We start from the raw sequence: 24,919 nt of genomic DNA on the forward strand, positions 1-24,919 counted from the left end.
AGCGCCGTCGCAGAGCCCCGCTCGTCCTGATCTAGCGCATTCTGCTGGGACGTTCTAGTCGGGCGCCTCTGCCCGCTGCGGGGTGGGCCCCCATGCCGTTGCGCGGGGCTTCCGCGCCAGCCGGCTTGTCAGCCGTCGGTCAGCGCGCCGTTTTCCCAGTCGCCCGTGGCTTCTTCGCCAGTGGCATAGCGCATGGTGCCGGTGCCCTGGCGCTTTCCGGCCTGGAACATGCCTTCGTAGACATCGCCATTGGCGTAGGTGGCCACGCCGAGGCCTTCGATCTCGCCCTCGACCCAGGCGCCTTGGTAGGTGAAGCCCGAGGGCATGGTGATCTTGCCCTGTCCATGGCGCTGGCCGTTATTGAACTCGCCCACATAGATAGTGCCGTCGGGGTAGGTGGCGGTGCCCTGGCCCTGGCGCTGGCCGTCGACCCAGGTGCCGTCGTATTTGTAGCCGTCGGCATAGGTCATCACGCCCTGGCCGTGGTTGCGGGCGTTCTTGAACTCGCCCTCGTAGACCACGCCGTTGGTGTAGGTGGCCTTGCCCTTGCCGTCGATCACGCCGGTCTTCCAGGCGCCCTCATAGGTGGAGCCATCGGGGTAGGTGATCAGCCCTTCGCCATCGGCCAGACCGTCAGAGAAGCTGCCCGCGTATACCGAGCCATCGGGATAGATCACCCGGCCCTGGCCTTCGATCTCGCCCGCGACCCAGGAGCCGGTGTAGGTATAGCCGTCCTGGGCTGTGAAGGTGCCCTGGCCGTCGCGCAGATCGTTTGCGAACTCGCCCTCATAGGTGTCGCCGTTGGCGTAGATCACCTTGCCGATGCCTTCGCGGCGCCCGGCCACGAGTTGGCCTTCATAGACATCGCCGTTGGCTTGCGTCAGCTTGCCGGTGCCGTCGATCTGCCCGTCCCGCCAGAGGCCCACGTAGACCAGACCGTCGGGCATGGTGAGCGTGCCCTGGCCTGCGCGTTTGCCCGCCTTGATCTCGCCTTCGTAGACCGCGCCATCGGGGTAGGTGATGGTGCCGGTGCCGTCCTTGACGCCATCGACCCAGTCGCCCTTGTACTCATAGCCGCCGGGGCTCTGCATCGTGCCCTTGCCGTGGTGCTTGGCGTTGCGGAACTGGCCCTCGTAACGCACGCCGTTGGCATAGAGCGCGATGCCCGTGCCCATGATCGCGCCCGCCTGCCATTCGCCTTCATAGGTGCCACCGTCGGCGAAGGTGATCTTGCCGAAGCCATCGGGCTTGCCCTTGGCGAAGACACCCTCATAGACCGAGCCGTTGGGGAAGCGCGCGATGCCCTTGCCCTTGATCTCGCCATCGACCCACTCGCCGGTGTACTCGTAGCCGTTGGGCAGTTTGTAAGTGCCGGTGCCGTGCTGCACGCCGCCGCGGAAGGTGCCTTCGTAGACGCCGCCATCGTCATATTGTTTGGTCAGGACCTGCGCCTCCTGAGCGATAAGCGTGCTCGGCAGGAAGGCAAGGCAGATGATCAGGCGGCGAAGAGACATAAGACCCCTTGGGCATGACGTGGCTGTAAGAGCGGGACCTGACCCCCTGGACGATCCCTTGCGGGAACTTAGGCAAAGGCCGCTTTGGGGGCAATCTTCTTTTGCGTGATAGCCCGGGCAGAGGCTTTTCACCGCTCTGCAATCTGCTACATGGCTGTAAACTGGTGAAAAAGGGCTGGGCGCATGGCAGATCGATTTCGGATAACTCTGGGGCAGCTCAACCCCACCGTGGGCGATCTGGCTGGAAATTCAACCTTAGCGCGAAATGCCTGGGAGGCCGGGCGCGAGGCGGGCGCCGATCTCGTGGCGCTGCCCGAGATGTTCCTGACCGGCTATAATGCCCAAGATTTATGGATGCGCCAGGCGTTTCAGCTGGATGTGGCGCGGCATGTGGAGGCACTGGCGGAGGCCTGCGCCGAGGGTCCGGCGCTGGCCATCGGTGCGCCCTGGGTCGAGGGCGCGAAGCTCTACAACGGGTACCTCATTCTGAAAGGCGGGCGGATCGCGAGCCAGGTGCTCAAACATCACCTGCCCAATGACACGGTCTTTGACGAGGTGCGCATCTTTGACGCAGGGCCTCTGGGCGGCCCCTATTCGGTGGGCAACTCCCGCGTGGGCTCGCCCATCTGCGAGGACGCCTGGCACGAGGATGTGGCCGAGACGCTGGCCGAGACGGGGGCCGAGTTCCTGCTGGTGCCCAATGGCTCGCCATACGACCGCAAGAAGTTCGAGGTGCGGCTCAATCACATGGTCGCACGGGTGGTCGAGACCGGGCTGCCGCTGGTCTACCTCAACATGGTGGGCGGGCAGGACGATCAGGTGTTTGATGGCGGCTCCTTCGCGCTGAACCCCGGAGGCGCCCTGGCGGTGCAGCTGCCCGTCTTTGAGGAAACGGTGGCGCAAGTGGACCTGGAGCGCACGCCCGAGGGCTGGCGCGTGGTCGCGGGCGAGAAGGCGCCGCGCCCGGATGCCTGGGAGCAAGACTATCGCGTGATGGTGAAATCGCTGCGCGACTATTGCCGCAAAACCGGCTTCGGCAAGGTGCTACTGGGCCTGTCGGGGGGCGTGGATTCCGCGCTGGTGGCGGCGATTGCGGTGGATGCGCTGGGGGCGGAGAACGTGCGCTGCGTGATGTTGCCGTCGGAGTATACCTCGCAAGCCTCGCTGGAGGATGCGGAGGCCGTCGCGCAGGCGCTGGGGTGCCGCTACGACTATCTGCCCATCTCGGGGCCGCGAGCGGCGGTGACCGAGACGCTGGCACCGCTTTTTGAGGGGCTGGAGGCCGATCTCACCGAGGAAAACATCCAGTCGCGGCTGCGCGGCGTCTTGTTGATGGCGCTGTCGAACAAGTTCGGCGAGATGCTGTTGACCACGGGGAACAAGTCCGAAGTGGCCGTGGGCTATGCGACGATCTATGGCGATATGGCGGGCGGCTACAATCCGATCAAGGATCTCTACAAGACGCGGGTGTTCGAGACCTGCCGCTGGCGCAACGCCAACCACCGGGCGTGGATGAAGGGCCCCGAGGGCGTTGTGATCCCTGCCCGGGTGATCGACAAGCCGCCCTCGGCCGAGCTGCGCGACGATCAGAAGGACAGCGACAGCCTGCCGGATTACCCGGATCTCGACGCGATGCTGGAGATCCTGGTGGACCGCGCGGGCTCCATCGAGGATTGCGTCGCGGCGGGGTTCCAGCGGGAGGTGGCGAAGAAGGTCGAGCACCTGATTTACATCAGCGAATACAAACGCTTCCAGTCCGCCCCCGGTGCGCGGCTGACCGAAGGCGCGTTCTGGCTTGACCGGCGGTATCCGATTGTGAATCGGTGGCGCGATCCCTCGTAAAGAGGCGGTGGCCTGAAAGCCCACCGTCACCTGCCAGAACCGACCGTCTGAGCAGGCAGGTTCGGTGGGCTTTCAGGCCACCGCGGCGCACAGGCTTGTGACTGGACGTGCGGTGATCATCAGGCCATCGTCGCGGAAATTTTGCGAGGATTTGTGATGCGCGTTTTTTCATGTCTTACCCTGTGTCTGACCGTGCTCGGCGGCCCCGCGCTGGCCTGTGGCCCGGACAGCAATTGCACATTGGGCGACCGGCATTACCGGATCGCGATGCCGGAGGGGCATGACGGCACCACCCCGGTCCCTGCCATCGTCTTCGCGCATGGCTACCGCGGGTCGGCCCAGGGTGTCATGCGCAATGGCTCGCTGCGGCGCATGGCGTCAGACATGGGTGTGGCCCTGATTGCTGCGAAATCCGAGGGTGACGATTGGGTGATCCCCAATGCACCGCGCCACATGGACACCGACGGCGCGCCCGAGTTCGACTATTTCGCCGCCGTACTGGAGGATGCGATGTCGCGCTATCCCATCGATGGCGACCGGATTGTTGCGACGGGGTTCAGTGCGGGTGGTATGATGACTTGGAACCTCGCCTGTTCCATGAGCGACCGCTTTGCCGGGTTCATCCCGATCTCCGGCACCTTCTGGCTGAAACCGCCCGAGCGTTGCACCGGCCCGGTGGCCAGCATTGTGCATATTCATGGAACCACCGACCGCACCGTCCCGCTCGATGGCCGTCCCATCGGGCCCACGCATCAGGGCAAGGTGAGCGCGGCGCTGGAGATGTATCGTGACTATGGCGATTTTCGGCCGCAGGGTGAGGCCACCTATGGTGATCTGGAGTGTGTCGAAGAGGCGAGCAGCGCGGGCGACATGCTGAAATTCTGCCTCTTCGAAGGTGGCCACTCTTTCCGTACCGAATTCGTTCGGTTCGGGTGGGACCAGTTGGATCAGGCGGGGCGGCTCTGAACCGGCAGGTTCGGCGGGCTTTCAGGCCGCCGCCCCGCTCAAGTTCAGAGCATCAGCTGGTAGCTGTGCGGCACATAGGCAAAACCATCGCCTGCCGTTTCCACATAGCCGATGCCGGGCCAGGGCATGTGGTAGCCGACAAAGGCCGTCTTGTCGGCGGCCATCATGTCGAGCAAGCGCCGACGGGTCGCCGCCGCCGCTGCTTTGTCCATGTCGAACTTCACCTCCCAGTCCGGGTGCGCCAGCGACCAGACATAGTGGTTGGCAAAATCCGCGCCGATAACCAGCTGGGTGCCGCCGTCCTCGACCATATAGACCATATGCCCCGGCGTGTGGCCGAAGGCGGCCATCGCCGTGAGGCCCGACCCGACTGAGCCACCGTCTTCAAGGAATGCGAACTGTTCGGCGAAGGGTTCGATCTTGGCCTTGAAATTGTCATTGTCCTGCGCCGCCCAGGCGTCGAACTCGGCCCGACCCGTCATGTAGCGTGCGTTGGGGTAGGTGAGCGACCCGTCCTCGCGCGTCATGCCGCCGATGTGGTCGCCGTGCATATGGGTGATCACCACCACGTCGATCTGATCGGCGGTGTAGCCCGCGGCCTCGAGCGCGGCGGTGGTGCCCTCGCCCGAGAGCCCGGTGTCGAAGATCACCAGCTCGGAGCCTGTGTTCACCACCGTGGGCGTGAAGAAGAATTGTGCGGCATCGGTGGGCAGGTTCGCCTCTGCCGAGACCGAGGCGAAGGTGTCCGCATCGACGTTCAGACCAAAGATGTTATGGGGGCCCTCGACCGCGCGGCTGCCCGCGAGCAGGGTCGTGACGTCGAAGCCACCGACTTTCACGCGGTGAAACGGTGACATGCTGGGACCCGTGATGGGGGCGGCAGCACGGGCCATACCGGAGGCGGCGGCAAGCGGCAGAGCAGCGGCGCCCGCGAGAGCCGCGCGGCGGGAGACAGTGATCCGGTCGGACATGATCATTTTCCTTTTTCCTGTTGGATACCCTTTGAGGTAGTATGGGTCCGCGATGCGCCCATGAAAAACAACAGGGGCGCGATCATATTCCTGCGAGGTGGCCCGATGAGTGCGGCGGTGGATGTGGCGACGTTTCTGGCAGCGGTCACGCCGGACCGGCGACACCGCGAGGCGGGTGTGCTCGACCGGCTCTTTCGCGAGGTGACGGGATGGGGGCCGCGGCTCTGGTCGGGCGGGATGCTGGGCTATGGCACCTATGACTACACCTATGCCTCGGGGCGGTCGGGGACGTTCTTTGCCACCGGCTTCGCACCGCGCAAGGCGAAGCTTTCGGTCTACATCATGCCGGGATATGCGGATTTCGGCGCGATCCTCGACCGCTTGGGCAAGCACAAGATCGGCAAATCCTGTCTTTACATCAACAAGCTGGAGGATGTGGACCTCGAGGTTCTGAAGCGGCTCATTCGTGCGGGGCTGGACGATTTGGCCACGCGCTGGCCGGTGCATCGGACCTGAGCGCTCGGCTGGACAAATCCGTAGACCTGTGAGAGGACGCGAGCCAACAGGAGACCTGCATGACCACCACCCGTTTCGCGCCGTCCCCCACCGGCCATATCCACATCGGCAACCTGCGCACCGCGCTGATGAACTATCTCATCGCGCGCAAAGCAGGCGGCACTTTCATTCTGCGCATTGACGACACCGACCCGGAGCGCAGCAAGGAAGAATATGTCGACGGGATCAAGCAGGATCTGGAGTGGCTGGGGCTGCATTGGGACCAGGTGGAGCGGCAGTCTGAGCGGCTCGACCGCTATGCGGCGGCGGCGGACCGCTTACGGGAGATCGGGCGGTTCTACGAGGCGTTCGAGACGCCGACGGAGCTGGACCTGAAGCGGAAAAAGCAGCTCAACATGGGCAAGCCGCCGGTCTATGACCGGGCGGCTCTGGCGTTGAGTGACGCGGAGAAGGACGCTCTGCGCGCCGAGCGGGGAGACGGCGTCTGGCGCTTCAAGCTCGATCAGCAGCGGATCGAGTGGGCGGATGGTATTCTCGGGGACATTTCGATTGATGCGGCGAGCGTGTCGGACCCGGTCCTCATTCGCGGCGACGGGCAGGTGCTCTATACGCTGGCCTCGGTCGTCGATGACACCGAGATGGGTGTGACCCATGTGGTGCGCGGCTCGGACCATGTGACCAACACGGCGACGCAGATCCAGATTATCGAAGCGCTTGGAGGCAACGTCCCCAGTTTTGCGCATCATTCGCTGCTGACCGGGCCACAGGGCGAGGCGCTCAGCAAGCGGCTGGGCACACTGTCGTTGCGCGATCTGCGCGCGCAGGGGGTGCAGCCGATGGCGCTGCTGAGCCTGATGGCACGGTTGGGGTCCAGCGATCCCGTAGAGCTGCGCGCGGAGATGGCGGAGCTGATCGAGGGGTTCGATATCTCGCGCTTTGGCTCGGCGCCGACGAAATTCGATGAGCAGGATCTCTTTCCGCTCACCGCGCGGTATCTCGCGGGGCTGCCGCTGGCAGAGGTTTCTGGTGCGATTTCTGACGCGGGCGTGCCGGAGGAGAAAGCGGCGCAGTTCTGGGAGGTCACCCGCGAGAACATCACCACGCTGCACGATCTCGCGGGCTGGTGGGCGCTGATGCGCGACGGGGCGGAGCCGGTGGTGGACACCGAGGATGCCGATTTTGTGGCTGAGGCGATGGCGCTTCTGCCGGAGGGGCCGTTTGATGATCAGACCTGGGGCGCCTGGACCGGCGCTGTGAAAGAGGCCACGGGGCGCAAGGGCCGGGGGCTCTTCATGCCGCTGCGCAAGGCGCTCACGGGGCAAGCACACGGGCCGGATATGTCGGCGCTGATGCCGCTGTTGCAGGTGGTCAAGGCGCGCGGATGAGCGCGCGTCCCGCATATGGGCTGGTGCGGGATTTGAGTATTTCTGGAAGGGTGAAGCTGCGGTGCGGTCGTGGCTGAGGCGCAGGCGAAGTTCCTGACAGGCAATCTTTTTGCCCATATCACCGTGATGGCGAGCACCTTTTCCATCGGGTTGATGGCGGTCTTTGCGGTCGATTTCATCGACATGATTTTCATCGCCATGCTGGGCAAGGAAGAGCTTGCGGCGGCGGTGGGATATGCGGCGGCGATCCTGTTTTTCAACACGTCGTTTGGCATCGGCATGGCGATTGCGGCGGGGGCGCTGGTGGCGCGGGCGCTGGGGGAGGGGAATGCCGCGCAGGCGGAGGCGCGCAAGACCCATGCGCTGACTTATGGGGCGATCTTCGGGGTGTGTTTTGCGGCCCTCGTTTGGACGCAGTTGCCCTGGCTGGTGACACTGATGGGCGCGACGGGGGAGACGGCGGATCTGGCGCTGTCGTATCTGCGGATCACGGTGCCGGCACTGCCGTTCCTGATGATCGGGATCATCGGTGGGGCGATCCTGCGGGCGCATGGGGATGCGCGGCGGGCGATGATGTCGACGATCTGGGGCGGGCTGGTGAATGCGGTCTTGGACCCGATCCTGATTTTTGGGCTGGGGCTGGAGCTGACCGGGGCGGCGCTGGCCTCGGTGGCGGCGAATATTGCGATTGCGATGACCGCGCTGCGCCCGATCATGCGGTTTTATGGCGGGTTGGGACGGCCACAGTTGGGGCCGATGCTGCGCGATCTGGGGCCGATCCTGGCGATTGCGGCGCCTGCGATCCTGACCCAGATTGCGACGCCTGTGGGGCAGGCGATTGTCACGCGGGCGATGGCGCAGTTCGGTGAGGCGGCGGTGGCGGGGATGGCCATCGTGGGGCGGCTGACGCCCTTGGCGTTTGCGATCATCTTTGCGCTTTCGGGTGCGGTGGGGCCGATCCTGGGGCAGAACTTCGGGGCGCGGGATCATGCGCGGGTGCGGAGGGGGTTTAACGATGCGGTTCTGTTCACGGGGATCGTGATTGCGCTGGTCTCGGCGGCGCTCTTTGCGCTGCGCGGGCCGATTGCGGACCTCTTTGACGCCAGTGGTGTCACCCGCGAGCTGGTGTTCCTGTTCTGCGGGCCGCTGTCGCTGCTCTTTTTCTTCAATGGGGTGCTGTTTGTCGGCAATGCGGCCTTCAACAACATGGGGCGTCCGTTCTACTCGACCTTCCTCAACTGGGGGCGGAACACCTTGGGCATGGTGCCGCTGGTGCTGGGCGGGGCCTGGCTTTTGGGGCCGGCGGGTGTGCTGATTGGGCAGGCGTTGTCGGGCGTGATCTTTGGCGTGATCGCCTGGCTGCTCGCGCGGCGGGTAATGCAGGAGGCGATGGCCGAGGCGGAACCGGTTGCGGCTTCAGAATTCGGGCGGCAGGGGCGCCTCGTGTCGCTGTTTAACCTGCGCCGATAAGGCCTCGAGGTGGCCGTCGACCAGGGCGGTTTGCTGCTTGGTGAGCTGCTGATGACGGGGGTAGCGCGGGTCATCGCGGTCGTTCAGGATCGGCGTGTCCCAGCCGTCGGTGGTCTCGAAGAACCGCTCCACGCCTGCTTCGCCGAAGACCTCGTGGAAGCCCTGGACCACCACGTCGAGATAGCTGAGCAGGATCATCTGGCTGCTGCGTTTCAGCATGTTTTCGCGCTGGACGGCGTAGACCGCGATCTCGGGCGTGGCGGGGTGGGCGTGATCGACGGCCTGATGCGCGGGCAGGCGGGCATAGCCGGTTTCGCGCGCGTCAAGGGCAGCCCAATCGGCGTTTGGCACGGCGGCGATCAGCCCGTCGATGCTGTGGCCGGGCGTCGGCACACCAGTGAGCAGGACAACGCCAAAGCGCGGCGTGGCAACCCAGGCGCGGCGCCAGCCGTTGAGCGTGGCGGGGTGCGGGTCGGGGTAGCTGTGGCTTTTGGTGTTGACCAGGCTGCCGTAGCCGAAAAAGTAAGGATCGCTCATCAGGTCTCTCGCGGAATTGCGCTGCACTCAAACATTTGATCGCGACCGGCACAAGACGTCTTGACCGCGGCGCATACCTGCGCATACCGTCCCAACATCCCGCCCGGGAGAACCGGCAGTCATGCCGGTGCCGAAGGAGCAACCGCCCCGGAAACTCTCAGGCCACCGGACCGTGTGGGACAAAACACTCTGGAGAGAGGTGCCGGATGGCATCCGCCGAAGGGATAACGATCTCAGGCGAAAAGACAGAGGGGGCATCTTGAGCGTGCGGGCGCACGCGAGATGCCGGATGCCATGACGCAGACCCGGCGGGAAAGAGAGGCCGGATGAGCGATTTGGCGATCACGCCGCTTTACGATCTGCATGTGGAGCTGGGGGCCAAGATGGTGCCCTTCGCGGGCTATTCGATGCCTGTGCAGTACCCGATGGGGGTGCTGAAGGAGCATCTGCACACGCGGGCACATGCGGGGCTCTTTGATGTGAGCCACATGGGCCAGGTGATCCTGTCGGGGCCGTCCTGGGAGGCGGTGGCTTTGGCCTTTGAGGCCTTGGTGCCGATGGATGTGCTGGGGCTGGCGGATGGGCGGCAGCGCTATGGGCTCTTCACCAATGAGGCGGGTGGGATCGAGGATGATCTGATGTTTGCGCGGCGGGGGGATGACCTGTTCGTCGTGGTGAATGCGGCCTGCAAGGCAGCGGATATCGCGCAGATGCGGGGGGGGGTGCCCGAGGAGATCACGGTGACGGAACTGGTGGACCGGGCGCTGATTGCTTTGCAGGGGCCGGGGGCGGCGGCTGTGATCGAGGATCTGGATGCGCGGGCGGCGGAGATGCGCTTCATGGATGTGGCGGACCTGAGTCTCTGCGGTCATGCGGTCTGGGCCTCGCGGTCGGGGTACACCGGAGAGGATGGGTTCGAGATGTCGGTGGCTGGGGATGAGGCCGAGACGCTTGTGCGATCGCTGCTGGAGCAGCGCGATGTGGCGCCCATTGGGCTTGGCGCGCGGGACACGCTGCGGCTGGAGGCGGGCTTGTGTCTTTACGGGCACGACATTGATGCCGAGACGGGGCCGGTGGAGGCCGGGCTGACCTGGGCGATCCAGAAGGTGCGCCGGGCCGGTGGCCCGCGCGGGGGCGGCTATCCCGGTGCCGATGTGATTGACCAGCTGTTTGAGCAGGGAGCCGAACGGCGGCGCGTCGGGCTGCGGCCCGAGGGGCGCGCGCCGATGCGGGAGGGCGTGCAGCTTTACGATGCGGAGGAGGGCGGTGCGCAGGTGGGCACGGTTACCTCCGGTGGCTATGGTCCGTCGGTCGAAGGGCCCGTGGCCATGGGCTATGTGGCGACACCGCAGGCTGATCAGGGCACGCGGGTCTGGGGTGAGGTGCGGGGCAAGCGGCTGCCGGTGGATGTGGTGCCGCTGCCGTTTGTGCCCGCAAACTTCAAGAGATGAGAAACAGGAGACAGGTATGAAATTCACGGAAGAACATGAGTGGTTGCGCGAGGAAGATGGCGTAATGGTGGTGGGCATCACCACCCATGCGGCGGAGCAGCTGGGGGATGTGGTCTTCATCGAACTGCCCGAGGAGGGCACCACGGTGAGCAAGGATGACGAGGTGGTCGTGATCGAGAGTGTGAAGGCGGCGAGTGACATTCTGGCGCCGGTCGATGGCGAGATTGTCGAGGTGAACAGCGCACTGGCAGACAATCCGGGCGCGGTGAATGACGACCCGCAGGGCGAGGCTTGGTTTTTCAAGATGTCTGTCAGCGATGCCAGTCAGATGGACGAGTTCATGGATGAGGCGGCGTATCAGAAATTCATCGCCTGAGCGGGCACGTGACGTTCGGGATTTGAGTATTTCAGGAAGGGTGAAGCGCAGGGGCGCGGAAGGAGCGATGTGATGGTCTATAAGCCAACCGAGTATTTGCCGTATGATTTTGCCAATCGGCGCCATATCGGGCCGTCGCCTGCGGAGATGGCGGAGATGCTGGAGGTGGTGGGGGCCGCGTCGCTGGAGGCGCTGATTGATGATACCTTGCCTGCGGGCATTCGGCAGGCGGAGCCCCTGGACTTCGGCAAGGCGATGTCGGAGCGGGAGGTGCTGGAGCATCTGCGCAAGGTTGGGGCGAAGAACCGGGTGCTGACCTCGCTGATCGGGCAGGGGTATCACGGGACGGTCACGCCGCCGGCGATCCAGCGGAATATTCTGGAGAACCCTGCCTGGTACACGGCTTACACGCCCTATCAGCCGGAGATCTCACAGGGCCGCTTGGAGGCCTTGCTGAACTTCCAGACGATGGTCTGCGATCTGACGGGCCTGGAGATTGCCAATGCCTCGCTTTTGGATGAGGCCACGGCTTGTGCCGAGGCCATGACCATGGCGCAGCGGGTGGCGAAATCGAAGGCCCGCGCGTTTTTTGTGGACCGCGATTGTCATCCGCAGAACATCGCGGTGATGCAGACGCGGGCGGCGCCTTTGGGGATCGAGGTCATTGTCGGCAACCCGGCGAAGATGGACGCCTCGAAGGTCTTTGGTGCGATCTTTCAATACCCGGGCACCTACGGCCATGTGCATGATTTCACTGATAACATGGCGGCATTGCATGCGCAGGGGGCGATTGGCGTGGTGTCGGCTGATCCCCTGGCGCTGACGCTCTTGAAAGAACCCGGGGCGATGGGGGCGGATATTGCCGTGGGCTCGACCCAGCGGTTTGGGGTGCCCGAGGGCTATGGCGGGCCGCATGCGGCCTATATGGCCTGTCGTGACGCCTACAAGCGGGCGATGCCGGGGCGGATTGTGGGTGTGTCGGTCGATGCCAATGGCAACCGGGCTTATCGGTTGTCGCTCCAGACGCGGGAGCAGCACATTCGGCGTGAAAAGGCGACCTCGAATGTCTGTACGGCGCAGGCGCTTCTGGCGGTGATGGCGTCGATGTATGCGGTGTTCCACGGGCCAGAAGGGCTCAAGGCCATCGCGCAGCGCATCCACCGCAAAACCGTGCGACTGGCCAAGGGGCTGGAGGCGGCAGGGTTCAAGGTGGACCCGAAGGCCTGTTTCGACACGATCACCGTGGATGTGGGGCCGTTGCAGGCAGCGGTGCTGAAATCTGCTGTCGATGAGGGGATCAACCTGCGGGTCGTGGGGGAGCGCCGGGTCGGTATCACGCTGGACGAGCGCTGCAAGCCCGCGACGTTGGAGGCGGTGTGGCGGGCGTTCGGGATTGACCGGAAGGACGAGGATTTCAGGCCCGATTATCGCTTTCCGGATGAGATGCTGCGGACCTCGGAGTATCTGACGCATCCGATCTTTCACATGAACCGGGCCGAGACCGAGATGATGCGCTACATGCGGCGGTTGGCGGATCGGGATCTGGCGCTCGATCGGGCGATGATCCCGCTGGGGTCCTGCACGATGAAGCTGAACTCGGCGGCGGAGATGATGCCGGTGAGTTGGCGTGAGTTCTCGCTGATCCACCCTTATGCGCCCAGCGATCAGGCGCAGGGCTATGCGGAGATGATCGCCGACCTCAGTGCGAAGCTTTGTGAGATCACCGGCTATGATGCGATCTCGATGCAGCCCAACTCGGGCGCGCAGGGGGAGTATGCGGGGCTGCTGACCATTGCGGGGTATCACGCGGCGCAGGGGCAGGGGCATCGCAACATCTGCCTCATTCCGATGAGTGCCCATGGCACCAACCCCGCGTCGGCCCAGATGGTCGGCTGGAAAGTTGTGGTGGTGAAATCGGCGGAGAATGGGGACATTGATCTCGACGATTTCCGGGCCAAGGCCGAGCAGCATTCGGAGCACCTGGCGGGCTGCATGATCACCTATCCCTCGACCCATGGGGTGTTCGAGGAGACGGTCACGGAAGTGACGCGCATCACCCATGCCCACGGTGGGCAGGTCTATATCGACGGGGCGAATATGAACGCGATGGTGGGGCTGTCGCGGCCCGGCGATCTGGGCGGGGATGTGAGTCACCTGAACCTGCATAAGACGTTCTGCATTCCGCATGGCGGGGGTGGCCCGGGTATGGGGCCGATTGGCGTGAAAGCGCATCTTGTGCCGCATCTGCCCGGAGAGCCGAACGGCGGAGAGGGGGCCGTGTCAGCGGCGCCCTTTGGCTCGCCGTCGCTGTTGCCGATCTCCTGGGCCTATTGCCTGATGATGGGCGGCGAGGGGCTGACACAGGCGACACGTGTTGCGATCCTGAATGCCAACTACATCGCCCGGCGGCTCGAAGGGTCTTATGACGTGCTCTACAAAGGGCCGACAGGCCGCGTGGCGCACGAATGCATCCTCGACGTACGCCCCTTTGCCGAGAGTGCGGGGATTACGGTGGAGGATATCGCCAAGCGGCTGATCGATTGCGGGTTTCACGCGCCGACGATGAGCTGGCCGGTGGCAGGCACGCTGATGGTGGAGCCGACGGAGAGCGAGACGAAGGCGGAGCTCGACCGGTTCTGCGATGCGATGCTTGCGATCCGGGCGGAGATCGCTGCGGTCGAGGCGGGCGAGATGGATGCGGAGAACAACCCGCTGAAACATGCGCCGCACACGGTTGAGGACCTCGTCGGCGACTGGGAGCGGCCTTACACGCGCGACGAGGGATGCTTCCCGCCGGGCGCCTTCCGGGTGGACAAGTACTGGCCGCCGGTGAACCGGGTCGACAATGTCTATGGTGACCGGCATCTGGTCTGCACCTGTCCGCCGATGGAGGAGTATGCCGAGGCGGCGGAGTAGGGCATCTGAGACAGAGAAACGGGGAGCGGCTCTTCCAACCCCTCCCCGCTTAAGAAGCATTTTGCTCCTCCTGGCGCGGTGACCGGTGCCCCCACCTTCGCCGCAAAATCTCTTTTGCATAGGTGGAGTTAACATCCGGTTTTCAGCGCGGTGAGGTCTATTCCCGGGCGCGCAGCACCTGGGCGGGTTTGGCGTTGATCGGGGCCCAGGCAAAGGCAAGGCCCGCCAAGAGCGTTGCCAGCGCACCGCCGAGGATGATCCCGAGCGCCGAGGACCACATGACCGAGAAGTCGGTGTCCATGATGAAATGGCTGACCGCCCAGCCGCCCGCGATACCAGCGGCCAGCGCCACAACGCCCGCGCAAAGGCCCAGCAGCGCCGAGCGCAGGGCAAAGCTCATCAGGATGCTGCGGCGACTGGCGCCGAGGGTCTTCAGCACGGCGGCCTCGTAGACCCGCGCGTTGGTGCCAGCGGCGGCGGCGCCGATCAGGACGAGGAACCCGGTGAGCAGGGTGGCCGCGGCCCCGTAGGATGTGGCAGCGGCCAGCCCGGCAAGCACATCGGCCACGCGGTCGATGGCGTCGCGCACGCGCACGGCGGTGATGTTCGGGTATTGGCCTGCGAGGTCGCGCAGGATTTGCGCTTCGGCCGCTTCCTCTGCGTAAACGGTCGAGATGAAGCTGTGCGGGGCGCCTGACAGCGCGCCCGGGTTCATCGCGAGGATGAAGCCGATGCCTGCGGTGGAGAAATCGACCTCGCGGAAACTGGCGATGGTGCCTGTGATGTCGCGCCCGAGGATGTTCACGGTCATCTCGTCACCGATCTGCAGGCCCATCTCGGTGGCCTCCTCTGCGGCGAAGCTGATGAGCGGCGCGCCTGCATAGTCAGGCGCCCACCAGTCGCCCGCGGTCAGCCGGGTGTTCTCGGGCAAGGCTTCGGAATAGGTCACGCCACGGTCGCCCTGCAGCACCCAGTGATCACCTGCCACCTCGCGCGCGGGCTGGCCGTTGATCTTCGTGATGATGCCGCGCAGCATCGGGGCGGATTGCACGCGTTTGACCGCCAGGTCGCCGGCGAGTCGGTTGGTGAATCCATCCATCTGGTCTTTCTGGATGTCGACGAAGAAGTAGGACGGCGCCACTTCCGGCAGGTTGCCGGTGATTGCGTTGCGCAGGTTGCCGTCGATCTGGCCGACGGCGGCGAGCACTGACAATCCGAGGCCCAAAGAGAGCACCACCGATGTGGCGCCTTCGCGCGGCCCGGAGATGGCGGCCAGCGCCCACCTGGCGCGGGGCGTGCCCCGCGCCAGGTGGGCGCCCCGGCGCGAGAGGTGACGGATGAGCAGGGCGGCGCCCGCGAGGAGCAGGAGTGCGCCGCAGATGCCGCCCGCGGTCCAGAAGGTCAGCCACCAGGTGCCCGAGAACCAGCCCGCGAGGCCCAACAGCAGCGCAAGCGCAAGCGTCGTGGCCGCGAGGTAGCGCGCGGCGGGCAGCGCGCGGGCGGATTGCAGCGCGTCGCGGAAGAGTGTCGCGGGTTTGATCTCCTCAGCCCGGGCGAGGGGCCAGAGGGTGAAGAGGAAGGCGGTGAGCAGCCCGTAAATGGCCGCCTCACCCAGCGGCGCGGGGTAGAGCGCGAAGGCCGCGGGGATCGGCAGGCGTGCTTCGATGAGCGGCGCAAAGACCAGCGGGGCGAGCCCGCCGAGCGCCACGCCAATGGCGATACCACATAGCGACAGCGCGCCGATCTGGAGGAAGTAAGTCTGGAAGATCACCGCCCGCGTCGCTCCCAGCGTGCGCAGCGTGGCGATGACGTTGGTCTTGCCCGCGAGATAGGCACGCACGGCGGAGGACACCCCGACGCCCCCCACCGCGAGGCCGGAGAGGCCCACCAGGATCAGGAAGGCACCGAGGCGGTCAACGAATTCCGACACACCCGGCGCGCCGTTGCGCGCATCGGTCCAGCGCAGGCCGGTGGCCTCAAACCGACCGCGCGCCTCTGCGGCCAGGGTGGCGAGGTCCGCCTCTGGGGGCAGGTCGAGGCGGTATTTGGTCGAGAAGAGCGTGCCGGGGGCGAGCAGCTGAGAGTTTTCGAGGCTCGGGGTGGTCACGATGGTGCGCGGACCAAGCGCAAAGCCACCTGCTGCGCTATCGGGTTCGCGGGTGAGCTCGGCGCTGAGGCGGAACTCTTGCGTACCGAGCCGGAAACTGTCGCCGATGGCGAGGCCAAGGCGGTCGATCAGGACGCGTTCCATCACGGCCCCGGGCAGGCCGTTTTCGACCGCCAAGGCCTGATCAAGTGGGATGTCGGGGGTCAGCACGACCGAACCGATCAGCGGGTAGGCGGTGTCAATGGCCTTGATTTGGGTGAGGCCGCGTTCGGCAGTATCCCCCTCGCCCACCACCGCCATGGAGCGGAAATCGACGATCTCGGAGACCGCATCGGAAACGTCTTCCATCCATGCCCGCTCTTCCTCGGTGGCGAAACGGTAGGTGAAGTCCATCTCGGCATCGCCACCCAGGAGAGCGGCGCCCTCGCGGGTGAGTCCGGCTTCGATGCCGGAGCGGACGGAGCCGACAGCAGCGATGGCGGCGACCCCAAGAGCGAGGCAGGCGAGGAAGATGCGGAAGCCGCGCAGACCGCCACGCAACTCGCGCCGGGCAAAGCGGGCAGCGAGAGCGAGACTCATTCCGCCGCGCGCTCCAGCGGGACCACGCGGCCATCGCCCAACCTTACCACCCGGTCGCAGCGGGCCGCGAGGCTTTGGCTGTGGGTCACCAGCACGAGCGTGGCGCCATGGCGGTCGCGCAGACCAAAGAGCAGGTCGATGATTGCAGCTCCGTTCGCGCCGTCGAGGTTGCCCGTAGGCTCATCGGCAAGCAGGATGTCCGGGCGCGGGGCGGAGGCGCGGGCGAGGGCCACGCGCTGCTGCTCGCCGCCGGACATCTGGCTGGGGTAGTGATCGGCGCGGTGGGCGAGCCCGACTTCGGCCAGCTCAGCCTCAGCCTTGGCGAAGGCGTCGGCGTCCCCAGCCAGTTCCAACGGCGTGGCGACGTTCTCCAGCGCGGTCATCGTTGGGATGAGATGAAAGGACTGGAACACCACGCCCATATGATCGCGGCGAAAACGGGCGAGTTGGTCTTCAGACATCTGCGTGAGGTCCTGCCCGAGTGCGGCCACGGTGCCGGAGGTGGCGCGTTCCAGCCCACCCATCAGCATCAGCAGCGAGGATTTGCCGGAGCCCGAGGGCCCGATCAGCCCGAGGCTTTCGCCCGTGTGGACCTCCAGCGAAATGCCGTGCAGGATATCCACCCGCCCGGCATTGCCATCGAGTGACAAAGTCGCATCTTGGAGAGAGAAGACGGGGTCGGACATGCGCGGGCTCACCTTTTGAGCGGTATACGTGTGGCATATGGAGGCTGGATCAAGATGCACAAGGTTGTGATGGGTTTGGCGCTGCTGTGGCCCGTGGCGGGTGCAGCGGAGGATGTTGTGATCGCAGCCCTGGGCGACAGTCTTACGCAGGGCTACGGGCTGATCGAGGCCGAGGGGTTTGTGCCGCAGCTGCAAGGCTGGCTGGAGGATCAGGGCGCAGAGGTGCAGCTGATCAATGCAGGCGTGTCGGGTGACACCACGGCGGGCGGGCTCTCTCGTGCGGCCTGGACGCTGACGCCCGAGGTCGATGCGATGATCGTGGCGCTGGGGGGCAATGATCTTCTGCGCGGCATCGACCCGGGTGTGAGCCGATCGAACCTTGACGGCATCCTGCAGGCGGCAGAGGCGGCGGAGGTCGAGGTTTTGCTGGTGGGGATGCAGGCGCCGGGGAACTACGGGCCGGAGTTCAAGGCAGCGTTTGATGCGATGTATCCGGAGCTGGCGGAGACCTATGGCGCGGTCTATGCGCCGAGCTTCTTTGAAGGGCTCGGCGCAGCGGCGGAGGATCCGGCAGCGGCAGCACCCTTCATGCAGCCCGATGGCATTCACCCAAGCGCGCAGGGCGTCGAACGGATCGTCGAAGGGCTGGGGCCCTACGTGATGGACCTGATTGCGCGGACCGGCGATTAGGATGCCCGGGCGGTTCTTCCTGACCTCGCCCATGACGGAGCTGGCCGCGGCTGTGGGTCAGGACCCGGAGCCGGTAGTGGATGAGCCGCCGCGGCGCAACGTGGCGCCGGGAGAGGCCATCGTGGTTTTGACGGGGAACGGCCTCGCGCGGATGCGCTGGGGCATCATCCCGGTGGGGCGGGTGAATGCGCGGGGCCGCCCGGTGATGGAGACCATCGTGAATGCGCGCAGCGAGACCGTCTTTGACAAATCCGCCTTTACCGGCACGGGCCGGGCGGTGGTGCCGATGAACGGCTGGTACGAATGGACGGGCGAGAAACGGCGCAAGACGGCGTGGCGGATCGCGCCGAAGGTCGGGGGCTTTCTGTTTTTCGCGGCCATCACCGACCGCTGGCAGGGGCCGGGTGGGATCGAGGTCGATCAGGTGGCCACGCTGACCTGCGCTCCGTCGGGGGACGTGGTGGACATCCACCACCGCATGGGTGTGATCCTGGAGCCTGAAAATATCCCGTTGTGGCTGACTGGCGCGGAGGAGGCGGTGACTCCGCTTCTCACGCCCTGGCCAGACGGCAGCCTCAAGGTCGAAAAGGCCGAGGATGTAGATTGGGACGCGCCCTGAGGCCCCGTGCGGGTTCGCAAATTTTTGGAACAGTGATGAGGCTGGGGCGCCCCGGTGGCAGGCCGATGCGCATTTAGGGCACAAAAAACGGGCACCGCGGCGCCCGTTTGCAAATCATGTGAGGTGCCTGAGATCAGGCGAGTGCGAGGTTGCCTGCGCTTTCGCGGCCGTCACGGCCCGCTTCCACGTCGAAGGTGACCTTCTGGTTGTCCGCCAGACCTGTCAGGCCTGCGCGCTCAACTGCAGAAATATGCACAAAGATGTCTTTGCCGCCGCCATCAGGGGCGATAAAGCCGTAGCCTTTTGTGGTGTTAAACCATTTCACGGTGCCAGTGGCCATTCCCGTGTCTCCTATGTAGTGCTGCCCGCAGCATGCGGCAGCTTGGCTCGGTCGAAAGCAGATCGAATGACTGGCCGGAAGGAGCAGTGGTCGATAGTTTGTCGCGTCGCTCTCTTCATATCGGGGCTGGGTGGGCCAAAAGCAAGTCAAATAAAAATGACAGCGCTTACGTCGAAAGGGTCGGCAGATTCCCGCCAGCCGTGTATTGCACAATAATTCATCACAGCGTTTTGCAGGCTGCGTGAAATAATTTTTACCAGTTGATAAAAAAATTATTCCGTGTCAGCGTTTCGGAAATGAACAAGCCAGAATGGGGTCAAACCATGTCCAGCGACGCATTTACACCGGGCATTGTGCCGGGCCGGATCGCGCCCGAGGCCTATGCCGACCAGTTCTCTGACCTGCACCCGCGGCTCGACGATCACGAGGCGCTGGTGGCCGCCGACCGGTGCTATTTCTGTCATGATGCGCCCTGCATCACGGCCTGTCCCACGGACATCGACATCCCGCTGTTCATCCGACAGATCGCGACGGGCACCCCGGATGCGGCGGCCAAGACGATCCTGAGTCAGAACATCATGGGCGGCATGTGCGCGCGCGTCTGCCCGACCGAGCAGCTCTGCGAAGAGGCCTGCGTGCGCGAGATGGCCGAGGGCAAGCCGGTGCTGATCGGGCAGTTGCAGCGCTATGCCACCGATCATCTGCAGGAGCAGGGCATCCATCCGTTCTCCCGCGCTGCGGTCACCGGCAAGTCGGTGGCCGTGGTGGGGGCGGGGCCTGCGGGGCTGTCCTGTGCGCATCGGCTGGCGATGCTGGGGCATGACGTGGTGGTCTATGATGCGCGGCCAAAGGCGGGCGGGCTGAATGAATACGGCATTGCCACCTACAAGACGGTCGATGGCTATGCGCAAGAGGAGGTCGACTGGCTGCTGAAGATCGGGGGCATCACGATTGAATACGGCAAGGCGCTGGGGCGTGATGAGACGCTGGAAAGCCTGCGCGCGGCACATGATGCGGTGTTTCTCGGCATCGGGTTGGGCGGCGTGAACGCGCTGGACGCCGAGGGCGCCGACAAGGACGGCGTGCTGGACGCGGTCGATTTCATTGCCGATCTGCGCCAGGCCGAGGATTTCGCGGACGTGCCCGTGGGCCGCGATGTGGTGGTCATCGGCGGCGGGATGACGGCGGTCGATGCGGCGGTGCAGGCGAAGCTGCTCGGCGCGCTGAACGTGACGCTGGTCTACCGGCGTGGGCGTGACCGGATGAATGCGAGTGTGTTCGAGCAGGATCTGGCGGCAAGCAAGGGCGTGCGGATCGTGACCCATGCGGTGCCAAAGGCGGTCATCGGCAATGGGGCGGTGCGCGAGATCGAGTTCGAATATGTGGACGATGCGATGCAGCCGACCGGGCAGACCTTGCGGCTGGCCGCCGATCAGGTCTTCCGCGCGATTGGTCAGACGCTGGTGGGCGAGGGCCTGCCCGAGCTCGACGGGCGCAAGATCAAGGTGACCGACGCTGGACGCACGTCGCTGGATGGCGTCTGGGCCGGGGGCGACTGTGCGGCGGGCGGTGACGACCTGACCGTCACGGCTGTCGCGGAAGGTCGCGATGCGGCGATGGATATTCACGAGGCACTGACCGGGGCGGCCTGAGCTGCGCCCGACGGAGGACCCAAAATGGCTGATCTGACAAGCGAATTTGTGGGCATCAAGAGCCCGAACCCCTTCTGGCTGGCCTCGGCGCCGCCGACGGACAAGGAATACAACGTGCGCCGCGCCTTCGAGGCGGGCTGGGGTGGTGTGGTCTGGAAGACGCTCGGGCTCGACCCGCATGTGGTGAATGTGAACGGCCCCCGCTATGGCGCGGTTTACGGGGCGGACCGGCGGCTTCTGGGGCTCAACAACATCGAGTTGATCACCGACCGGCCATTGCAGACCAATCTCGATGAGATCAAGGTCGTGAAGCGGGACTATCCGGACCGGGCCATGATCGTGTCGCTGATGGTGCCCTGCGAAGAGGAGCCGTGGAAGTTCATCCTGCCGCAGGTCGAGGAGACCGGCGCGGACGGGGTCGAGCTGAACTTCGGCTGCCCGCATGGGATGTCGGAGCGGGGCATGGGCTCGGCCGTGGGGCAGGTGCCCGAGTACATCGAGATGGTGACGCGCTGGGTCAAGGCCAACACGCGCATGCCGGTGATCGTGAAGCTGACACCGAACATCACCGACATTCGCAAGCCTGCCGAGGCGGCGATGAAAGGTGGCGCGGATGCGGTTTCGTTGATCAACACGATCAACTCGATCACGTCGGTCGATCTGGATTTGTTCGCACCCGAGCCAACGATTGACGGCAAGGGCGCGCATGGCGGCTATTGCGGCCCGGCGGTGAAGCCCATCGCGCTGAACATGGTGGCGGAAATTGCGCGCGATCCGGCGTTGGGGCAGATCCCGATTTCGGGCATAGGTGGCGTGACCACCTGGCGCGATGCGGCGGAGTTCATGGCGCTCGGCGCGGGCAATGTGCAGGTCTGCACGGCGGCGATGACCTATGGGTTCAAGATCGTGCAGGAGATGATTTCCGGCCTTAGCGATTACATGGACGGCAAGGGGCTGACCTCGGTGGATGAGATCGTGGGCCGCGCGGTGCCGAATGTGACCGACTGGCAGCATCTGAACCTGAACTACGTGGCCAAGGCCAAGATCAATCAGGATCTGTGCATCTCTTGTGGACGCTGTTTTGCGGCCTGCGAGGACACGTCGCATCAGGCGATTTCGATGTCGCCCGACCGGGTGTTCGAGGTGATCGACGAGGAATGCGTCGCCTGCAACCTCTGCGTCAATGTCTGCCCGGTTGAGGACTGCATCACCATGGAGGCGATGACGCCGGGCGCCGTGGACCCGCGCACGGGCAAAGTGGTCGAGCCGGACTATGCCAACTGGACCACGCACCCGAACAACCCGGCGGCGAAGGCGGCAGAGTAAGCGCCTAGGCGTCGTCGCGCTGCAGGATCGGCGCGGTCGGCAGCGGGTTCGGCAAATCGACCTCGGGCTCCGCTGCTTCGGCGGCGGCCTCTGCGGCGGCAGCGGCCCGCTCCGCTGCGCGTTCCGCATCGCGGGCTTCCTGTAAGGCTTTGGATTCGGCGCGGATCGCCGCTTGCTGATTGAGGAAGGCGTCGGGCACCTTGTTGTCGGCTTGCGCCTCGACCACCGATTTCGGCGAGGCGTCGACCGGTGGCATTGCCACGCGGCCGCGTTTCAGCAGGGCCGCAAGCTGTGCCCCACCGGTTCCGGTGCCATTCCCCGCGCCCTGGCCGGAGTGATCCGATGCCATGTTGGCACTGTTGCCCGATGCGGATTTGGCCAGCGGCGCAAGTGTCGAAACCGCCGCGGCCTGCGCGTCGGTCTGTGCTGGGGCCACGGGCTGTGGCGCATATGGGGCATTAAATGAAATCGCACTCATGGTAAGCTCCAATCTTGATCACAGTCAGAAGCCGCCACCCGGAAACCATTAAGCCAATATGAATCCTAACGAGGTCTTAATGACCACGGGTTTTTGGCACCAAGGTTACTGTCGGGTTAAGGCGTGAGCAGTCGGGTAAACATCGTCTGCAGGTACGTCCCGGCGCCCTCGTGCCCGCTTGCGTCGTCGCGCAAGAGCACCCGCACCTGCGCGTCGAAGTCCGCATAGTGCTGGGTCGTGGCCCAGATCGAGAAGATCAGATGGCGAGGGTCAACGGCGGCAAGCGCGCCGCGATCCATCCAAGCCTTTATGACAGCGCATTTTTCGTCGAAGAGCGGCTGCAGACCCGAGACCAGATGCGGCGCCATGCGCGGCGCGCCTTGCAAGATTTCACCGGCAAACAGCCGGCTTTCGCGGGGCAGATCACGGGCCATGTCGAGCTTGCGCTGCACGTAGCTGAGGATCTCCTGCAAGGGGTCGCCGTTGGGATCAAGTGTTACCAGCGGGTCGAGCCAGGTCTCCATCAGCTGGTTCAGGAGGGTCACGTGGATCTCTTCCTTGCCGTCGAAATAGTAAAGAATGTTTGGCTTGGAGAGCCCTGCCGCCTCGGCGATCTGGTCAAGCGTCGCGCCGCGATAGCCGTGCTTGGAGAAGACATCGAGCGCGGCATCGAGAATGCGGCGGCGGTTGCGTTGCTGGATCCGGCTGGGCTTCTTCTCTACGCCATCAGGCAAAGGAGGTCTCCGCAAAGGGGTGCTGCAAAATTTGGCATTTCAGACTATGCAGGTACACTCCCACGGGACACCCGCAAAAGGAAGTCTTGACTTGGCATATCCTAGCCGCAATCGTGTCTTTACCAAATGGTAAAAATTGCCATCGGTCAACACCAGCACTGCCAGGAAGGACCCCAGCAATGCCCGCGCCCGGACAGAACCTGAAGATCAACCCCGACCGTCTGTGGGACAGCCTGATGGAGATGGCCAAGATCGGCCCCGGTGTGGCGGGGGGCAACAACCGCCAGACGCTCACGGATGAGGATGCGGAAGGCCGTGCGCTGTTTCAAAGCTGGTGCGAGGCGGCGGGTTGCGAGATGGGACTCGACCAGATGGGCAACATGTTTGCGCGGCGCGAGGGGACCGACCCGGAGGCGCTGCCCGTCTATGTGGGCAGCCATCTGGATACCCAGCCCACGGGCGGCAAGTATGACGGGGTGCTGGGCGTGCTGGGGGGGCTCGAAATCCTGCGCACGCTGAACGATCTGAATGTGAAGACCAAGCACCCGATTGTGGTGACCAATTTCACCAATGAAGAAGGCACCCGCTATGCGCCTGCAATGCTGTCCTCAGGGGTCTTTGCGGGTATTCACACGCAGGACTGGGCTTACGCGCGGGTCGATGCGGAGGGCAAGAGCTTTGGCGATGAGCTCAAGCGCATCGGATGGCGCGGCGAGGAAGAAGTCGGCGCGCGGAAGATGCACGCTTTCTTCGAGCTGCACATCGAACAGGGGCCCATTCTGGAGGCTGAAGAGAAAGACATCGGCGTGGTCACCCACGGGCAAGGGCTGAGTTGGACCGAGGTGACGATCACCGGCAAGGACAGCCACACGGGCTCGACCCCGATGCCGATGCGCAAGAATGCGGGCCTTGGCATGGCGCGGGTGCTGGAGAAGGTGGATGAGATCGCCTGGAGCCATGCGCCGCACGCGGTGGGGGCAGCCGGGCATATCGACGTTTATCCGAACTCGCGGAACGTGATCCCGGGCAAGGTGGTTTTCACGGTCGATTTCCGCTCGCCCGACCTGAGCGTGATCGAGGATATGGAGGCGCGGCTGCGCACCGAAGCCCAGACAATTGCCGATGAGATGGGCCTGGAGATTGCCTTCGAGAAGGTCGGCGGGTTCGACCCGGTGGCTTTTGACGAAGGCTGCGTGACGGCGGTGCGCTCGGCAGCGGAGCGGCTGGGCTATTCTCATATGAACCTGATCTCGGGCGCCGGGCATGACGCCTGCTGGATCAACCGCGTCGCACCCACGGCGATGGTCATGTGCCCCTGCGTGGATGGCTTGAGCCACAACGAGGCGGAAGAGATCTCGAAGGACTGGGCCATGGCGGGTGCGGATGTGCTGCTGCATGCGGTGGTCGAAACGGCGGAGATTGTCGGGTGATCAAGCTCGACCTGACCATAGCGGAGCGGGTCTCGGGGCTGGTCGAGGCGGAACTCGCGGAGGCGCTGGACGGCACCGACATGGATCTGCGCAAGACGGCGGAGCTGATGCGCGAGGTCTTGTGCCCGCCGCGCAAGATCAAGGTGAACTTCTCTGGTGGGATCACGCAGGACTGCTGGAGCGTGACGCGAGGCGATGGCGACTACCGGGTCATGTACATGCCGGTCGCCGGATATTTTTCGCTCTGCGTTGAGAGTGATTTTGGACCTTTGGACATCGGCGTGCACGGGACGGCGCTGGGATGTTTCGGGTCTGTCTGAGATGGGAGAGATGA

The 24,919-nt window shown here is 64.7% G+C and carries 22 protein-coding genes and 1 riboswitch; of the genes, 14 read left to right on the forward strand and 8 right to left on the reverse strand.

The genetic code is table 11. The annotated features are described in order from the left end of the window. Positions 1–128: 128 nt before the first annotated feature. Positions 129–1,514 (reverse strand): MORN repeat-containing protein, encoded by a 1,386-nt coding sequence (locus ACVC7O_RS02300; RefSeq protein WP_458324496.1) that lies wholly within the window; start codon positions 1,512–1,514, stop codon positions 129–131. A gap of 183 nt (positions 1,515–1,697) precedes the next feature. On the opposite strand from ACVC7O_RS02300, the gene ACVC7O_RS02305 reads away from it, so the two are divergent. Continuing rightward, a complete protein-coding gene (locus tag ACVC7O_RS02305) occupies positions 1,698–3,356 on the forward strand; it encodes an NAD+ synthase (protein WP_458324497.1) in 1,659 nt (552 codons plus the stop codon). 156 nt (positions 3,357–3,512) lie between these two features. After that, the gene (locus ACVC7O_RS02310; RefSeq protein WP_458324498.1) at positions 3,513–4,322 is read left to right on the forward strand and encodes an alpha/beta hydrolase family esterase; all 810 of its coding nucleotides are present in this window, start codon (positions 3,513–3,515) and stop codon (positions 4,320–4,322) included. 44 nt (positions 4,323–4,366) lie between these two features. Here ACVC7O_RS02310 and ACVC7O_RS02315 read toward each other — a convergent pair whose 3' ends face one another. Beyond that, positions 4,367–5,293 carry an MBL fold metallo-hydrolase gene (locus ACVC7O_RS02315; RefSeq protein WP_458324499.1) on the reverse strand — a complete coding sequence of 309 codons (927 nt, stop codon included), beginning with the start codon at positions 5,291–5,293 and terminating at the stop codon, positions 4,367–4,369. Between the two features lie 105 nt (positions 5,294–5,398). On the opposite strand from ACVC7O_RS02315, the gene ACVC7O_RS02320 reads away from it, so the two are divergent. From ACVC7O_RS02320 to ACVC7O_RS02330, 3 genes are all read left to right on the forward strand, one after another. Then, entirely contained in the window at positions 5,399–5,809 is a 411-nt protein-coding gene (locus ACVC7O_RS02320; RefSeq protein ID WP_458326020.1) for a DUF1801 domain-containing protein, read from the forward strand. A gap of 59 nt (positions 5,810–5,868) precedes the next feature. Further along, positions 5,869–7,194 carry a glutamate--tRNA ligase gene (gene gltX / locus ACVC7O_RS02325; RefSeq protein ID WP_458324500.1) on the forward strand — a complete coding sequence of 442 codons (1,326 nt, stop codon included), beginning with the start codon at positions 5,869–5,871 and terminating at the stop codon, positions 7,192–7,194. A 69-nt stretch (positions 7,195–7,263) separates the two neighbouring features. Beyond that, the gene (locus ACVC7O_RS02330; RefSeq protein ID WP_458324501.1) at positions 7,264–8,664 is read left to right on the forward strand and encodes an MATE family efflux transporter; all 1,401 of its coding nucleotides are present in this window, start codon (positions 7,264–7,266) and stop codon (positions 8,662–8,664) included. Here ACVC7O_RS02330 and ACVC7O_RS02335 read toward each other — a convergent pair. Continuing rightward, positions 8,611–9,201: a gamma-glutamylcyclotransferase family protein gene (locus ACVC7O_RS02335; RefSeq protein WP_458324502.1), complete on the reverse strand. Its 591-nt coding sequence runs from the start codon at positions 9,199–9,201 to the stop codon at positions 8,611–8,613. The genes ACVC7O_RS02330 and ACVC7O_RS02335 overlap by 54 nt on opposite strands. A gap of 94 nt (positions 9,202–9,295) precedes the next feature. Further along, a riboswitch (glycine riboswitch) is annotated at positions 9,296–9,384 on the forward strand. A 143-nt stretch (positions 9,385–9,527) separates the two neighbouring features. On the opposite strand from ACVC7O_RS02335, the gene gcvT reads away from it, so the two are divergent. The 3 genes from gcvT to gcvP all read left to right on the forward strand — a co-directional run bounded on the left by gcvT (position 9,528) and on the right by gcvP (position 13,944). Next, the gene (gene gcvT / locus ACVC7O_RS02340) at positions 9,528–10,652 is read left to right on the forward strand and encodes a glycine cleavage system aminomethyltransferase GcvT (RefSeq protein ID WP_458324503.1); all 1,125 of its coding nucleotides are present in this window, start codon (positions 9,528–9,530) and stop codon (positions 10,650–10,652) included. Between the two features lie 16 nt (positions 10,653–10,668). Continuing rightward, on the forward strand, positions 10,669–11,028 hold the full coding sequence (gcvH, locus tag ACVC7O_RS02345) for a glycine cleavage system protein GcvH (RefSeq protein ID WP_458324504.1): 360 nt from the start codon (positions 10,669–10,671) through the stop codon (positions 11,026–11,028). Positions 11,029–11,100: 72 nt separating this feature from the next. Further along, a complete protein-coding gene (gene gcvP / locus ACVC7O_RS02350; RefSeq protein ID WP_458324505.1) occupies positions 11,101–13,944 on the forward strand; it encodes an aminomethyl-transferring glycine dehydrogenase in 2,844 nt (947 codons plus the stop codon). A gap of 157 nt (positions 13,945–14,101) precedes the next feature. Here gcvP and ACVC7O_RS02355 read toward each other — a convergent pair whose 3' ends face one another. Both ACVC7O_RS02355 and ACVC7O_RS02360 read right to left on the reverse strand, forming a co-directional pair. After that, positions 14,102–16,630: an ABC transporter permease gene (locus ACVC7O_RS02355; RefSeq protein WP_458324506.1), complete on the reverse strand. Its 2,529-nt coding sequence runs from the start codon at positions 16,628–16,630 to the stop codon at positions 14,102–14,104. Continuing rightward, positions 16,627–17,316 carry an ABC transporter ATP-binding protein gene (locus tag ACVC7O_RS02360; RefSeq protein ID WP_458324507.1) on the reverse strand — a complete coding sequence of 230 codons (690 nt, stop codon included), beginning with the start codon at positions 17,314–17,316 and terminating at the stop codon, positions 16,627–16,629. Before ACVC7O_RS02360 ends, ACVC7O_RS02355 begins: the two co-directional genes overlap by 4 nt. A 54-nt stretch (positions 17,317–17,370) precedes the next feature. On the opposite strand from ACVC7O_RS02360, the gene ACVC7O_RS02365 reads away from it, so the two are divergent. After that, entirely contained in the window at positions 17,371–18,006 is a 636-nt protein-coding gene (locus tag ACVC7O_RS02365; protein WP_458324508.1) for an arylesterase, read from the forward strand. A gap of 1 nt (position 18,007) precedes the next feature. Beyond that, complete coding sequence (locus tag ACVC7O_RS02370) at positions 18,008–18,625, forward strand: SOS response-associated peptidase (RefSeq protein ID WP_458324509.1); 618 nt, start codon at positions 18,008–18,010, stop codon at positions 18,623–18,625. Positions 18,626–18,758: 133 nt separating this feature from the next. Here ACVC7O_RS02370 and ACVC7O_RS02375 read toward each other — a convergent pair whose 3' ends face one another. Next, entirely contained in the window at positions 18,759–18,965 is a 207-nt protein-coding gene (locus tag ACVC7O_RS02375; protein ID WP_159977586.1) for a cold-shock protein, read from the reverse strand. Positions 18,966–19,288: 323 nt separating this feature from the next. Here ACVC7O_RS02375 and ACVC7O_RS02380 point away from each other — a divergent pair, with 323 nt between their 5' ends. Beyond that, on the forward strand, positions 19,289–20,617 hold the full coding sequence (locus ACVC7O_RS02380) for an NAD(P)-dependent oxidoreductase (RefSeq protein WP_458324510.1): 1,329 nt from the start codon (positions 19,289–19,291) through the stop codon (positions 20,615–20,617). Positions 20,618–20,641: 24 nt separating this feature from the next. Further along, entirely contained in the window at positions 20,642–21,943 is a 1,302-nt protein-coding gene (preA, locus tag ACVC7O_RS02385; RefSeq protein ID WP_458324511.1) for an NAD-dependent dihydropyrimidine dehydrogenase subunit PreA, read from the forward strand. Positions 21,944–21,947: 4 nt separating this feature from the next. Here preA and ACVC7O_RS02390 read toward each other — a convergent pair whose 3' ends face one another. Together ACVC7O_RS02390 and ACVC7O_RS02395 are read right to left on the reverse strand one after the other, a co-directional pair. Then, entirely contained in the window at positions 21,948–22,421 is a 474-nt protein-coding gene (locus ACVC7O_RS02390) for a hypothetical protein (RefSeq protein ID WP_458324512.1), read from the reverse strand. 116 nt (positions 22,422–22,537) lie between these two features. Next, on the reverse strand, positions 22,538–23,155 hold the full coding sequence (locus ACVC7O_RS02395; protein WP_458324513.1) for a TetR family transcriptional regulator C-terminal domain-containing protein: 618 nt from the start codon (positions 23,153–23,155) through the stop codon (positions 22,538–22,540). 179 nt (positions 23,156–23,334) lie between these two features. On the opposite strand from ACVC7O_RS02395, the gene ACVC7O_RS02400 reads away from it, so the two are divergent. After that, the gene (locus tag ACVC7O_RS02400; RefSeq protein WP_458324514.1) at positions 23,335–24,585 is read left to right on the forward strand and encodes a Zn-dependent hydrolase; all 1,251 of its coding nucleotides are present in this window, start codon (positions 23,335–23,337) and stop codon (positions 24,583–24,585) included. Beyond that, on the forward strand, positions 24,582–24,905 hold the full coding sequence (locus tag ACVC7O_RS02405) for a hypothetical protein (protein ID WP_458324515.1): 324 nt from the start codon (positions 24,582–24,584) through the stop codon (positions 24,903–24,905). The genes ACVC7O_RS02400 and ACVC7O_RS02405 overlap by 4 nt, the downstream gene beginning before the upstream one ends. The last annotated feature ends 14 nt before the right edge of the window (positions 24,906–24,919 follow it).

This window comes from Roseobacter cerffii, assembly GCF_054226325.1.